This is a genomic window from Neisseria sp. MVDL19-042950 (genome assembly GCF_030504625.1).
Taxonomy (GTDB): Bacteria; Pseudomonadota; Gammaproteobacteria; order Burkholderiales; family Neisseriaceae; genus Neisseria.
In genome coordinates this window covers 37627-50707 of sequence record NZ_JAUKWH010000008.1, presented here as the reverse complement: position 1 = coordinate 50707, position 13081 = coordinate 37627, and the positions used below count along the sequence as shown (strand labels likewise).

Genomic DNA, 13081 nt, shown 5'->3' with positions numbered 1-13081 from the left:
GGATGTCGCTCGGTTTCGTTTTACGAAAGCATCGGCGTCGGACCGGCTGAAATTATATTTGTACGGCATGAAGACGGGCGGCAGAAAATTGTGTAGAATACGCTTTCGTCAATTTTTTGTTTTACAACCATACTGTTATAAAGTATCATCCGTTCATTTGGCGATGATTTCAGACGGCCCAGAGCAATGTATCCGCAGGCCGTCTGAAACCTTTTAAGAAGTGTCCATGAATTCGATTTTATTAACCGGTTTGCTCCAACGTTTGCTGCTGGCGCTATGTGCGCTGGCCTTACTGTGGAGCGTTTATTTTTGGGCCGTAGCATGAGCATCGTGGTTGAAAACCTTACCGTCAGCTATCAGCGGTTTCCCGCCGTGCACCATTTGGACATGGAATTTGCCGACGGCAGCATGTGGGCGGTGTTCGGCCCGAACGGGGCGGGAAAATCCACCCTGCTCAAAGCCGTGCTCGGTTTGCTGAAAGCCGATACCGGCAGCGTGCGCCTTCAGGGTTTGCAGCGGAAAGACATCGCCTACCTGCCGCAGCAGTCCGATATCGACCGCAGCCAGCCGATGACGGTGTTCGAGCTGGCAGCAATGGGCTTGTGGTATGAAATCGGCTTTTTCGGGAGTGTGAATGCCCGCCAGCGGCAACGGGTGCAAGAGGCTTTGCAGCGCGTGGAAATGGCGGATTTTGCTTCACGCCAGATTGCGCATTTGTCCAACGGTCAGTTCCAGCGGGTATTGTTCGCGCGCATGCTGGTGCAGGATGCCAAGTTTCTTTTGTTGGACGAACCGTTCAACGCGGTGGACGCGAAAACCACCTACGCGCTTTTGGACGTGCTGCGCCGTTGCCATCAGGAAGGGCTGGCGGTTATAGCCGTATTGCACGATTACGAGCAGGTGCGGGCGTATTTTCCCAATACCCTGCTGATTGCGCGCGAAAAAATTGCCGCCGGAGCCACCGAATCGGTGTTGACCGACCGCTTTTTGCAAAAGGCAAACGCAGCGGTGCAGCGGCATGAAACCGGCGAATGGTGTGCGGTATAGCGGCGGCCGGATTATAAAAGGCCGTCTGAAAACAAACAGATAAATAAGGCCGCTTGAACTTTTTCAGACGGCCTCAGACAGAACGAAATGAATGCTTACGAATTAATCGTCGGGCCGTTTGCGGAATTCGACTTCATGCGCTATGCGCTGGCCTCGGTGGTATTTCTCGCCCTGAGCGCAGCACCCGTGGGCGTATTTCTGGTAATGCGCCGCATGAGTTTGGTAGGCGATGCCCTCAGCCATGCGGTGCTGCCCGGTGCCGCCATCGGCTACATGTTTGCCGGATTGAGCCTGCCCGCCATGAGCGTGGGCGGGTTTGCAGCAGGAATGCTGATGGCGCTGCTGGCCGGATTGGTGAGCCGTTTTACCACTTTGAAAGAAGATGCGAACTTTGCGGCGTTTTATTTGAGCAGCCTTGCCATCGGCGTGGTGTTGGTCAGTAAAAACGGCAGCAGCATCGATTTGCTGCATCTCTTGTTCGGTTCGGTGCTGGCGGTGGATTTGCCCGCTTTGCAGTTGGTGGCGGCAGTTGCCAGCGCAACCATTCTGGTGCTGGCGGTGATTTACCGGCCGCTGGTGTTGGAAAGCATAGATCCGTTGTTTTTAAAGGCGGTAAACGGCAAAGGCGGCTTTTGGCACGTGCTGTTTTTGGTGCTGGTGGTGATGAATCTGGTGGCCGGATTTCAGGCACTGGGTACGTTGATGTCGGTGGGTTTGATGATGCTGCCGGCGATTACCGCACGGCTGTGGGCGCGGAGCATGGGCATGTTGCTGTTGCTGTCGGTTTCGGCGGCTTTGCTGTGCGGCTTCGGCGGGCTGTTGTTTTCGTACTATATCGAAATCCCTTCCGGCCCCGCGATTATTCTGTGGTGCGGCGTGCTTTATCTGTTTTCGGTACTGCTCGGCTGGGAAGGCGGCATCGTGCCGAAATGGTTGCGGCACAAGCGGCACCTTAAAGTTTAAACATCCTTTTCAGACGGCCTGTTGCTTGAAATGTGTTTGAAGCACATTTGCGGCGGGTTGTAAGATCAACCAAAGTTATGTTATAGCAAAGGAAAAATTATGAAACATTGGAAAACCGGTTTGATTGCCGCTTTGGTTTCCGGCAGCCTGTATGCCGCCCCCATGCCTGTGGTAACCAGTTTCAGCATTTTGGGCGATGTGGCTAAGCAGGTTGGCGGCGAGCGCGTGAGCGTACAGAATCTGGTAGGCCCCAACCAAGACGCACATGCCTATCACATGACCAGCGGCGACGTGAAAAAAATCCGCTCGGCCAAGTTGGTGTTGGTAAACGGGTTGGGCTTGGAAGCGGCAGACGTGCAACGTGCCGTGAAACAAAGCAAAGTCGCTTATGCCGAAGCTGCGGCGGGCATCAAAGCGCTGAAAGCACCCGAAGGCGGACACCACCATCATGACCACGATCACGGCCATGATCACGACCACCACGGCCATGACCACTATCATCACGACCACGGCGAATTCGATCCGCATGTGTGGACCGATCCTGTGCTGATGCAAACGTATGCCCAAAACGTCGCCAACGCCCTGATTAAAGCCGACCCCGAAGGTAAGGCTTACTACCAGCAGCGTTTGGCGGGCTATCAAGGCCAGTTGAAAAAGCTGCACGAAGACACTCAAAAGGCCTTTAACGCCGTGCCGCAAAACCAACGTAAAGTGTTGACCGGCCATGATGCTTTTGCCTATATGGGCAAGCGTTACAACATCAAATTCATCGCCCCGCAAGGCGTGAGCAGCAGTGCCGAACCGTCTGCCAAACAAGTGGCGGCGATTATCCGCCAGATTAAGCGCGACGGCATCAAGGCAGTGTTTGCCGAAAACATCAAAGACACGCGCATGGTTGACCGCATCGCCCAAGAAACCGGCGTGAAAGTAAGCGGAAAACTGTATTCCGATGCCTTGAGCACCGGCGCACCGGCGGATACTTATGTGAACATGTACCGCTACAATGTGAAAGCGTTAACCGATGCAATGAAGCAATAAGCTGCGGTTGCCGATAAGAAAGGCCGTCTGAAAGTTTTCAGACGGCCTCTTTTTTGATGTTTCAATGTAAGTTAATCTTCGCCGCTCAAAGAAAGCAAGATGTTGAGTAGGCTGCTGAAAATATTGTAGAGTGAAATGAAGATGGTTAAAGCCGCGCTGATGTGGCTGGTTTCGCCGCCGTCAATTACGGTACGAACCTGCCACATGATCACCAGCGAGCTGAAAATCACAAAACCGGCGGAAATGGTTAAGCCCAGCGCAGGAATTTGCAGGAACATATTGGCCACTACGCCTACCATCAACACGACGGCACCCACTATCAAGAAGCGGCCGAGTGAATTCATATCGGCTTTGGTACGGCGCGCCATCGCAGCCATGGTAAAGAACACGGCGGCGGTCATGGCGGCGGCAAGGCCGACGATTTTCGCGCCGTTGCTGAAGCTGAGGCTGTATTGCAGCAGCGGGCTGATCAGCACGCCCATGCCGCAAGTGAACACCATCAACAGAGCGGCACCCACATTGCTGTAACGGTTTTTTTCAATCAGAAAGCACATGCCGTAGAAAAAGGCCAGCACCACGCCGAAAGCAATCCAGCGGTTGCCGAACATGCTGTATAAGTTGAAACCGATTTGGCTGCTCAAAAATGCGCCCGCAGCACAGGGAATGAAAGAAAGACCGAGCAGGCCGTAGGTTTTGCGCAGCACGGTGTTTTTCTGCACCGCGCCGGCGGTTTGGGTGTAATGGTAAACGTCGTTTTGCATGGCGTTTGCTCCCTATTTGAGGAATGTGTGTAAAAAATGAATGAAAAAAGATTTTAGCAGCAAATCAAAGATTTTGGCGCAAAATTATCGCAACCGGTTTGAAGTGCCGCCGACCGGCTTCACGCGTGCAGCCACAACAGCAGCACCCACAGCAAAACCGTGATGCTCCATTGCGGCAGCAGTTTGTCGAGCTGTGCGCAAGATTGGGCTTTTTTCAGAAAATACAAGTGGATGAGTGATGCCGCCAGCAGAAAAGCATTCAGACGGCCTGCCGCCGCCGTGTTGAAATATTGCGGCAGCCAACCCCACCACATCAGCCCCGCCGCAGCCAGCAAAGCAGTGTGATACAGCTTGGCGCGGCGCAGCCCCAAGCGCACGGCGACGGTGGTTTTGCCTGCGGCCGCATCGCTATTGATATCGCGCATATTGTTGATGTTCAACACCATGCTGCACCACAATCCGAGCGCGGTGGCGGGCAACCACGACCATGCGTTCAGACGGCCTGTTTGCAGATATTCGCAACCGAGCACGCCGAGCCAGCCGAAGAAAACCAGCACGGCCAAATCGCCCAAACCGACATAGCCGTAAGGTTTTTTACCGGCGGTATAAGCGAATGCCGCCGCCACCGCCGCCGCACCGAGCAGCAGCCACAACAGCCAGTTTTGCAGTCCGCTCATGCCGATGGAGGGCAGGGCGGCTGCTAAAAGGGCGATGCCGAGCGCACAGCAGATAACGGCGGCGGCAAACAGCCCGCGTTTCATGACGGTGCGGCTGATGTACCCGGCACTAACCATGCGCTCCGGCCCGCGGCGGGCGGCGGAGTCGGCACCGTTGCAGGCATCGCCGTAATCGTTGGCCAAATTGCTGAATATTTGCAGGGCGACGGCGGTCATGACGCACAACACCAAAACCGGCGGATTGCTTTGCTGATTCAGGGCAGCCGACACGCCGCCGCATAATGCAGACGCAGCGGCTAGCGGCAAAGTACGCAGGCGGGCGGCGGCGAGCCAGTGTTTGAAAGCCATAAGGTATTTGTCGAAGGTACGGAAAGTGCCTGATTATATATGAGGCCGTCTGAAAGTATTTGATGTGGATACAATAACGGGGGATTACAGAGAAGTTCGGCTGTGTACGGGTTGTATGTCGGATACGATCGGTTGCGGCGGTTCTCGGCTCGGATAAGGAACATCAAGTGCCAAGCCGATAACCGGTGTTAAGCAAAGGCCGTCTGAAAACTGTTTTCAGACGGCCTTTGCTTGTTTTCCGAAAGCAATCCGGAAAGATTATTTTTGCGGCACATAGCCTTGCACTTGGTCGGCTCCGTCGCCGAAGAAGTAGTTTTCCATTTGTTGCGCTAAATATTGGCGCGCACGGGGATCGGCGAGGCTGAGGCGGTTTTCGTTGATGAGCATGGTTTGGTGGCGTGTCCAAGCGTCCCATGCTTCTTGGGATACGTTTTCAAAAATGCGCTTGCCCAGCTCGTTGGGCAGCGGGGCGAATTTCATGCCGGGGGCTTCTTTGCCGAGTTTGATGCAGTGAACCATGCGGGTCATGTCGGTTTCCTTTTGAATGTAGTGTTTCAGACGGCCTTGATTGTATCGGAGCGCGGCGGGTTTGTATATTGCCCGGGCCGACGGTGCTGCAGTTCGCTTTCGGTGGGCCGCTTTTAACGGGCGGACAGGTTAGAGGTAGTAGGCGAATACTTGCGAATTGCGGCCGCTTTCGTAGTATTCGCGCTGCCGCTGTTCGGGCAACTCTTCTACGGGGGCCGTCTGAAAACCGCGTTCGACAAACCATTCGCCGGTTTGGGTGGAAAGGGCGAATAAGGTGCGCATTTTGCGGGCGTGGGCTTCGTTAATCAGGTGTTCGAGCAACAATTCGCCGTAGCCGCCTTTTCTGGCTTCGGGGGAAACAACCAAACCGGCCAGTTCGCCGTCGGGGCTGCCGGCAAAAGTTTTCAGAGCCACGCAGCCGTAGATTTGGCGGTCGTGTTCCAAAACGAAAAATTCGTTGATGTGTTCGTCGAGATATTCGCGGCTCCGCCGTAACAGGATGCCTTGCTCTTCGAGCGGGCGGATGAGGGTAATGATGTCGGAAATATCGCTGATTTCGGCTCGGCGTATGTTCATGAAGGCACCGCAGGCAATGGAGGTGCCGACTCCCTGCCTTGAAAACAGCTCGCCGATCAAGCTGCCGTCTTGCAGCCCGCTGAGCACATGGGTGCGCTGTACGCCGTTTTCCACTGCATTGATGGCGGATTGCAGCAGGCGGCTCTGGGCGGGGTGATGGCGGTCGGTTTCAATCAGGGTGCGGGCTTCTTGCGCGGAAAGGTTGCGGAATACGTTGCCCTGCGTATTGAGAATGCCTTCCTGTTCGACGAGATAGATCAGTTTTTCCGCTTGCAGGGCAATGGCGGCGGCTTCGGCGATATCGCCCATGCTCAGGTTGAACGTTTTGCCGCTGAGGGAGTGTCCCAGCGGGCTGATTAATACCAGCGCACCGTTATCGAGGCGTTGGCGTATGCTGTCGGTGTCGATTTTGCGAATATGCCCCGTGTAGCCCATGTCGATTCCGTCAATCACACCGTAGGGGCGGGCGGTAACGAAATTGCCGCCCGCCACGCTTAACGAACTACCGCGCTGGGGCGCGCGGGAAATGCCGATGGACAGGGCGGCTTCGATGTCGCTGCGCACCATGCCGCAGGCTTGCTTGGCATGGATGAGCGTGGTTTCGTCGGTGATGCGGTGGCCGTTATGGTATTGGGGCGTGTGGCGGTCGGCTTCGGCCAAGGCATTGATTTGGGCGCGGGAGCCGTGTACCACAACCAGCCGCACGCCCAAGCTGGCAAGCAGGTTCAAATCGGCGGCAAGGGTGTTGAGTGCGGAGCCTGAAAGCAGGCTGCTCGATACGCCGATAACCAGCGTTTTGCCGCGCAGATAGTTGATATAGGGTGCGGCTTCACGGAAGTCGCGCACGAAGTCGACAACGGGGTTCATCTCAATAAAATCAGATAGAAAAGCTGCATAATCAATACGGTAAGTGCCACAAACGAAGCAAGGGTCCAGTTGATGTTTTCCTGCTTGGTCGTATTGCCGCGTCGGGCGCGGGCGGGTGCGGCATCTTTCGTTTTGCCGTCGGGCGGCAAGAGATTGTCGAGCACGTCGGCAATTTCGTGTTTGGTCATGGCTTTGCGGGTGCGCACTTGGGGGCCGATGCTGTGGACGAGTTTAACGTCGGTAACCGCGTAGGGAAGCTGGTCGGCTTTGGCATTATCCGGCATTTCACGCATGTAGTCTTTGGCCTGAAACAGACCTTCGCATTTGCTGCATACCACGAAACCTTGTGCAACATTCAATTGCGTATCTTTAACCCTGTGGCGGGTTTTGCAGTGAGGACAGACGCTTACGAGCATGGTATTTTCTTGATTTAAAGTTATTGTTTGAACGGGTATTTTAAGTGTTTTCAGACGGCCTGTGTAGTTAAGCCCGTGAAGATTCGGAATTGTGGCGGCTTCTGTGTCTAAAAGCGCAGCGATATGTTCGATTTGTGTATAAATGTTTTCAGACGGCAGGAGGCCGTCTGAAAACATGAGCCGGGCGGCTTATTCGGATAAACAAGCTCTATATAAAGGCTTTAGGCCACGCCGTAACGCTCACGGTAAGCGCGCACCGGCTCCAGATAAGCACCAAATTCGGCATTGTTTTCCAGCAGAGCCAGCAAGTCTTTCAGGTTGGCAATCGCCACCACCGGCAGGCCGTATTGCTGCTCCACTTCCTGCACGGCCGATTTGTCGCCCGTGCCTTTTTCCATGCGGTCGAGCGCGATGGCAACGGCGGCGGGGGTTGCGCCTTCCGCCTCAATCAGCTTAACCGATTCGCGCACCGACGTGCCGGCCGAAATCACGTCGTCGATAATCAACACGCGGCCTTTGAGCGGCGCGCCCACCAACACGCCGCCCTCGCCGTGGTCTTTCGCTTCTTTGCGGTTGTAGGCAAACGGTACGTTCACACCTTTTTCGGCCAGCATCATGGCGGTGGCCGCCGCCAGAATAATGCCTTTATAGGCCGGGCCGAACAGCATATCGAATTCGACTTTGCTCTCGATAATCGCCTGCGCATAGAATTTGGCCAACGCCAAAGTGGACGCGCCGTCGTTAAACAAACCGGCATTGAAAAAATAAGGCGACTGACGGCCTGCTTTGGTGGTGAATTCGCCGAACTTCAAAACGTTTTGCGCTAAGGCGAATTTCAGGAAATCTTGACGGAAATCGGACATTTTGGCGGTTCTTTCCAGCGGAAAAATAAAGCCGATTATAGCCGAAGGCAGCAAGCGGCGACAGGCCGTCTGAAATAAAACCGGAAGCATCGGCAAATATTGCTGCGGCACCTTCGAGGTGTTTCGGAAGAAGGTTTTGCAAAACTACCGCACAGCTTAATGTTTTAATTTTCTTTTCTCAATAACAGAAGTTTACGTATAATTGTTACAGTATAACATTTTGTAAATTGAGAGTCGGAAGATGCAAAAAACAAAAATAGCTTTGGGAGTGTCGTTGATGTTCATTCCTTCGGCGTTGTCGGCGGAGCCTCTCCAAGATGAGAAAGTGGCTTTGGATACGGTTGTCGTGAAAGGGGAGCGTTATACCGCCAAGTCGGAAGGAAACGTATGGAAGCAAGAGAGAATCGCCGCTACGCCTAAGGGCAACGGCACCATCAATGATTTGTTGCGCACCAGCCCGGGCGTGCAGTTTTCCAATACCGAAGGCACGGCCGACAGTGCCGGCGAAATTGCGCCGCCGAATATTTCGTTTCACGGCGAGAAGTTTTACAACAACCGTTTTTCGATAGACGGCGTGAGCAACGACAGCAATCTCAACCCCGCGCACAACGGTTCCGATACGCAGTTGGATGCGGATACGGTGAATTCGCACACGGTGGGCGCGCTGCCCGCAGGCCATCCGCAGGCGTTTTGGATCAGCCCTTCGCTGGTGGAAAACATCAAGGTTAAAGACAGCAATATTTCCGCCCGCTACGGCCGCTTTACCGGCGGCGTGGTGGATGCCGATTTAATCAAAGCAAACAGAGAAAAAGCATTCGGCAGCCTGTCGTACCGCACCACGCGCCACACTTGGACGCATCATTATATCGCCCCGCTCTATGCCGACGAATATCGCGAGGCGCAGTCGCCCAACACGCAGCCGAAATTTACCAAGCATGAATCCAATCTCACGGTAAACCAACCTGTGGGCAAAGATTCGGCGGTGCTGTTTTCTTACAGCCGCCAGCGCTCTTCGATTCCTTTTTTCCACCAGCATCTGAAACAATCGACCAAGCAAAGGCGTTTGGCCGAAACCTTTTTGCTGCGGGGCGCGCACCGCATCGACGACGATAACAATCTGTCGGCAACAGTGATGTATTCACCGCATTATGCCACTTACCATCCGGCCAACTATAAAGACGGCCGCTTTACCAACGGCGGCGGCGGCTGGCGTTTCGACTTGGATTGGGAACGCTACGCCGGCTTCGGCAGGATGCAGACCAAATTGAGCTACCGCAGCACGGAAGAAAAAACCGCCTACGATCAAGACAATTTATACCGCTACAACGACGACACGCCGTCGATAAACTGGACAACCCATCCCGAAGTGGATGAAGCGGCCGTGGGCGGCATCGGCACCAGCCGTTCGTTTGGCAAACACATCAATCTGCAACAGCATTTCGAGTTTAACGAAGCGGATTGGCGCGGTTGGAAACACCGCTTCAACGCAGGTTGGGAGGCGGAATATGCCGATAAAGGCTTCGAGCGCAAAAAGCCCACCATTATTTACGGCGGCCCGCGGAAAACCGACCGTACCGACTGTACCGAATGTATTCCGGGCGAACAGTTTTTTACCAGCTATGCCTACAACTATCCGGCCAATATCAAAGTAGGCACGCACAACCTCGCCCTTTATCTTGAAGACGATATCGAAAAAGGCAATCTGCGCTTGAAACCAGGCATCCGCTTGGATTACAACGGTTTCCTGAAAAATACCGATATCGCCCCGCGGTTTGCGTTCGATTACCGCCTGCCGCTGAAAGCGGTCAAACTACATGTATTCGGCGGAGCCAACCGTTATTACGGCAGCGAAATGCTGACCTACAAATTGCGCAGCGCCTATGTGTTCCAACGCAATTTCGACCGTTTCGAGCTGGGAGACCCGTGGACATCGCGCGAATTGAAAGAGCCGCGTTACGACGGCAGCGATTTGAAAACGCCGTACAGCAACGAATGGAATCTGGGCGTGCGCCAACATATCGGCAACAGCGAATGGCAGTTGAAATGGGTGCGCCGCAACAGCCGCAACCAGTTTTTAACCAAAGAAAAAACCGATGAAAGCGGCCAAACCTACCGTGTGTTGGCGAATACCGGCCGTTCCGACAACGACACCTTCAGCTTTTCCGCCGGCCTGAACCGCCCTTGGGCGCTCGGCCCGACCTTGCTCAGTTGGCGGGCGGGTGCCGATTACAACAAACGCCGTTCCAACCAAATCGGCACGTTCCAACGCTACGACTGGAGCGAATGGGACGTGAAAAAAGTATTGGTGGACGGCAAGCTGAAAGATCCCGACAACCTGCCTGCGATGGATTTCAACCAGCCGTGGAACGCCTTTATCGAAACCGAATTATCCGTGCCCAAGTGGTATTTTACCTGGACGCAACGCTGGCGTTACTCGCCCGGCACGGTGGAATACACGCAGGAAAATATCCGCTGTACCCCCGAACGCGCGCGGCTTTGCCAAGGCTATGTCGGCAATTTAAGCAAGTTCGACCAAATCAAATACAATTCCGCGCTGATCGCAGACTGGCATTTCTCGTGGGCAAAACCGCTGGCGAAAACGAAAAAGCTGGAAGTGAATTTGGACGTGTTGAACGTGTTTAACCGCAAAATCGTCGGCAAAAAAGTTTATACCCCCGAATGGCAGGAGAAAAAACGCGACGTGTCGTATAAAATCGGCCGCCAATTCTGGCTGGGGGCGAAATATTCTTGGTAAACCAAATGGTAAGATAAAGAGGCCGTCTGAAAATTAAATTTCAGACGGCCTTTGAGATTAAAACCATAAGTCGACCATGCTTGGTTGACGTTTGTGCAGAAACTGTTTTGTTAGCCGAACAGCGCGGAGTGTGTGCCGATTCGTGCTAGTTCGACTGTGTTTTCCGTATGGCGGTAAATCAGCACCAAATCAGGCTCGATGTGGCAGTCGCGAAAGCCGTTCCAGTTGCCCGTGAGCGCGTGGTCGCAAAATTTAGGCGGCAGAGTTTGTTCGCTGCATATACAGTAGAGTGCTTCAATCCAGCGCGTTGACAGCGCTAGTACAGGATATTTTTTGAAATCGCGTTTGAATGCGTTGCTGAATTCAATCGCTTTCATTCAGCTGTTCCATCAATGCTTCCACACTGTCGGCGCGGTGCAGGGTTTCCGTGCCGTTTTGCATGGAAGCTAAAACGCGTGCGGTTTCGGCATTGGGCTGGTAGTCGAAGCTGAAGCGTTGCTCGGTGGCGATTTTGGTCAGTGTCATGCGGATGACGTCGGAGATGGTTAAACCTGCACCGGCCAATACTGCGCCGGCTTGGTTTTTCACATCTTCGTTGATGCGCACACTCACAAGTGCATTGGCAGCCATTTGCTTTCCTTTGTTTATCATTTGATAGACAAATTATCCCAGAGGCCGTCTGAAAATACAAGTGCCAATGAAGTGGAAACACAAGTTTCTCTTTTTTCAGACGGCCTCAAAGCCTGGAAGACTTCTGCTACAATCGCGTTTTATTTTCTTGATTCACAATACACCCATCATGTTGAAAATCATCTCAGCCAACGTCAACGGCATCCGCTCCGCCTATAAAAAAGGCTTTCACGAATACATTGCCGCTTCGGGGGCCGACGTTGTATGCGTGCAGGAATTAAAGGCCCAAGAGCCGGATTTGTCGGACGATATGAAAAATCCGCACGGTATGCACGGCGTATGGCATTGCGCCGAAAAACGCGGTTACAGCGGTGTGGCGATATACAGCAAGCAACGCCCCGACAATGTGCAAATCGGTATGGGCATTGAAGAATTCGACAGCGAGGGCCGTTTCGTGCGTGCCGATTTCGGCAAATTGAGCGTGATTTCGCTTTATCTGCCCAGCGGCACCAGTGCACCCGAACGCCAAGAGTTGAAATACCGCTTTCTGGATGCGTTTTACCCCATGCTGGCCGAGATGAAAGCGGAAGGCCGCGATATCGTGGTGTGCGGCGATTGGAACATCGCCCATCAAAACATCGACTTGAAAAACTGGAAAGGCAATCAGAAAAATTCGGGCTTTCTGCCGGAAGAACGCGCGTGGATAGGCAAAGTGATTGCCGACTTGGGTTGGGTGGACATGTGGCGCACACTGTATCCCGAAGTGCCCGGCTACACTTGGTGGAGCAACCGCGGGCAGGCGTATGCGAACGATGTGGGGTGGCGTATCGACTACCACATGGTAACGCCCGATCTGGCGGCCAAAGCGGTGGAAGCGCATGTGTATAAAGAAGAAAAATTCTCCGACCATGCGCCGCTGGTGGTGGCATACGATTATGCCGTCTGAAAACTCTTGAAACCGCCATATGGTTTTTCAGACGGCCTCAACCTTTGAAGAGGCCGTCTGAAAATTGAATATCCGTTTTGTTTCGAACACCAACCATGCAAAGCCAAGAACTTGAAGATTTAACCCTGCTGCTGATACGCGATGCCGACGAGCCGGAAATGTGGATCGACCGCTGGGCGGTCAGTTATCCGACCGTGCGGACGGTGGGAGTGTCGCGCCGGCAAAGTATCCGGCAATGGCAGGAAGCGGTTCAGACGGCATGGAACAGCATACACGGACACAATGTCGCCGTTGTCGCGCATGGTGCGGGCGTGTCGGGTTGGCTGGCGTGGCTGTATCCGGCCGATGTGAATATGCAGAAGCGTATCCGCAACATGATGCTGGTGTCGCCGCTGCAAAGCGCGTTTCCCGATGACGAATGCCACACTTTGCAACGGGTGCGCTGCCATTGCAAAACGGCTCTGGTTATCGGCCGGCACGACGATGATTGCCCGCAGCCGTGGGCGCAGCAGCAGGCACGGCTTTGGGGGGCGCGGTTGCTGGTATCGCCTCACGAAGGCCGTCTGAATACGCCTTTGCACGGCTGGCAGTGGGGGATGAAGCTGTTGCAGGAGATGCTGCTGGCGTGAGCAGGCGGTGTGATACCGAACACGCATGAACAAAGGC

The 13081-nt window shown here is 54.1% G+C and carries 14 protein-coding genes; 6 read left to right on the top strand and 8 right to left on the bottom strand.

Annotation, left to right across the window (positions count from 1 at the left end):
- Positions 1 to 321 precede the first annotated feature (321 nt).
- The 3 genes from Q0X97_RS08230 (at position 322) to Q0X97_RS08220 (ending at position 3048) form a co-directional block, all read left to right on the top strand.
- Positions 322 to 1047, top strand: a complete 726-nt coding sequence (locus tag Q0X97_RS08230) for a metal ABC transporter ATP-binding protein (protein ID WP_302066853.1) — start codon at positions 322 to 324, stop codon at positions 1045 to 1047.
- Positions 1048 to 1134: 87 nt separating this feature from the next.
- Positions 1135 to 2010 (top strand): metal ABC transporter permease, encoded by an 876-nt coding sequence (locus tag Q0X97_RS08225; protein WP_302066852.1) that lies wholly within the window; start codon positions 1135 to 1137, stop codon positions 2008 to 2010.
- A 99-nt stretch (positions 2011 to 2109) separates the two neighbouring features.
- On the top strand, positions 2110 to 3048 hold the full coding sequence (locus Q0X97_RS08220) for a metal ABC transporter solute-binding protein, Zn/Mn family (protein ID WP_302066851.1): 939 nt from the start codon (positions 2110 to 2112) through the stop codon (positions 3046 to 3048).
- Positions 3049 to 3119: 71 nt separating this feature from the next.
- On the opposite strand, the gene Q0X97_RS08215 is transcribed toward Q0X97_RS08220, so the two are convergent.
- The 6 genes from Q0X97_RS08215 to pyrE form a co-directional block, all read right to left on the bottom strand.
- Positions 3120 to 3809 (bottom strand): Bax inhibitor-1 family protein, encoded by a 690-nt coding sequence (locus tag Q0X97_RS08215; RefSeq protein ID WP_302066850.1) that lies wholly within the window; start codon positions 3807 to 3809, stop codon positions 3120 to 3122.
- A gap of 119 nt (positions 3810 to 3928) precedes the next feature.
- A complete protein-coding gene (gene menA / locus Q0X97_RS08210) occupies positions 3929 to 4834 on the bottom strand; it encodes a 1,4-dihydroxy-2-naphthoate octaprenyltransferase (protein WP_302066849.1) in 906 nt (301 codons plus the stop codon).
- Positions 4835 to 5092: 258 nt separating this feature from the next.
- Positions 5093 to 5362, bottom strand: coding sequence for an oxidative damage protection protein (locus Q0X97_RS08205; RefSeq protein ID WP_302066848.1), 270 nt, complete (start codon positions 5360 to 5362; stop codon positions 5093 to 5095).
- Between the two features lie 129 nt (positions 5363 to 5491).
- Positions 5492 to 6805, bottom strand: a complete 1314-nt coding sequence (gene argA / locus Q0X97_RS08200) for an amino-acid N-acetyltransferase (protein WP_302066847.1) — start codon at positions 6803 to 6805, stop codon at positions 5492 to 5494.
- Positions 6802 to 7221, bottom strand: coding sequence for an MJ0042-type zinc finger domain-containing protein (locus Q0X97_RS08195; protein WP_302066846.1), 420 nt, complete (start codon positions 7219 to 7221; stop codon positions 6802 to 6804). Before Q0X97_RS08195 ends, argA begins: the two co-directional genes overlap by 4 nt.
- A gap of 221 nt (positions 7222 to 7442) precedes the next feature.
- Positions 7443 to 8084: an orotate phosphoribosyltransferase gene (pyrE, locus tag Q0X97_RS08190; protein WP_302066845.1), complete on the bottom strand. Its 642-nt coding sequence runs from the start codon at positions 8082 to 8084 to the stop codon at positions 7443 to 7445.
- A 241-nt stretch (positions 8085 to 8325) separates the two neighbouring features.
- Between pyrE and Q0X97_RS08185 the strand changes: the two genes are divergently transcribed.
- Complete coding sequence (locus Q0X97_RS08185) at positions 8326 to 10839, top strand: TonB-dependent siderophore receptor (RefSeq protein WP_302066844.1); 2514 nt, start codon at positions 8326 to 8328, stop codon at positions 10837 to 10839.
- 110 nt (positions 10840 to 10949) lie between these two features.
- Here the strand turns inward: Q0X97_RS08185 and Q0X97_RS08180 are convergent, their stop codons facing one another.
- A complete protein-coding gene (locus Q0X97_RS08180; protein ID WP_302066843.1) occupies positions 10950 to 11216 on the bottom strand; it encodes a type II toxin-antitoxin system YafQ family toxin in 267 nt (88 codons plus the stop codon).
- Positions 11203 to 11469 (bottom strand): type II toxin-antitoxin system RelB/DinJ family antitoxin, encoded by a 267-nt coding sequence (locus Q0X97_RS08175; protein ID WP_302066842.1) that lies wholly within the window; start codon positions 11467 to 11469, stop codon positions 11203 to 11205. Before Q0X97_RS08175 ends, Q0X97_RS08180 begins: the two co-directional genes overlap by 14 nt.
- A gap of 169 nt (positions 11470 to 11638) precedes the next feature.
- Between Q0X97_RS08175 and Q0X97_RS08170 the strand changes: the two genes are divergently transcribed.
- The gene (locus Q0X97_RS08170; protein ID WP_302066841.1) at positions 11639 to 12415 is read left to right on the top strand and encodes an exodeoxyribonuclease III; all 777 of its coding nucleotides are present in this window, start codon (positions 11639 to 11641) and stop codon (positions 12413 to 12415) included.
- Between the two features lie 95 nt (positions 12416 to 12510).
- Entirely contained in the window at positions 12511 to 13044 is a 534-nt protein-coding gene (locus Q0X97_RS08165) for an alpha/beta hydrolase (RefSeq protein ID WP_302066840.1), read from the top strand.
- Positions 13045 to 13081: the final 37 nt, after the last annotated feature.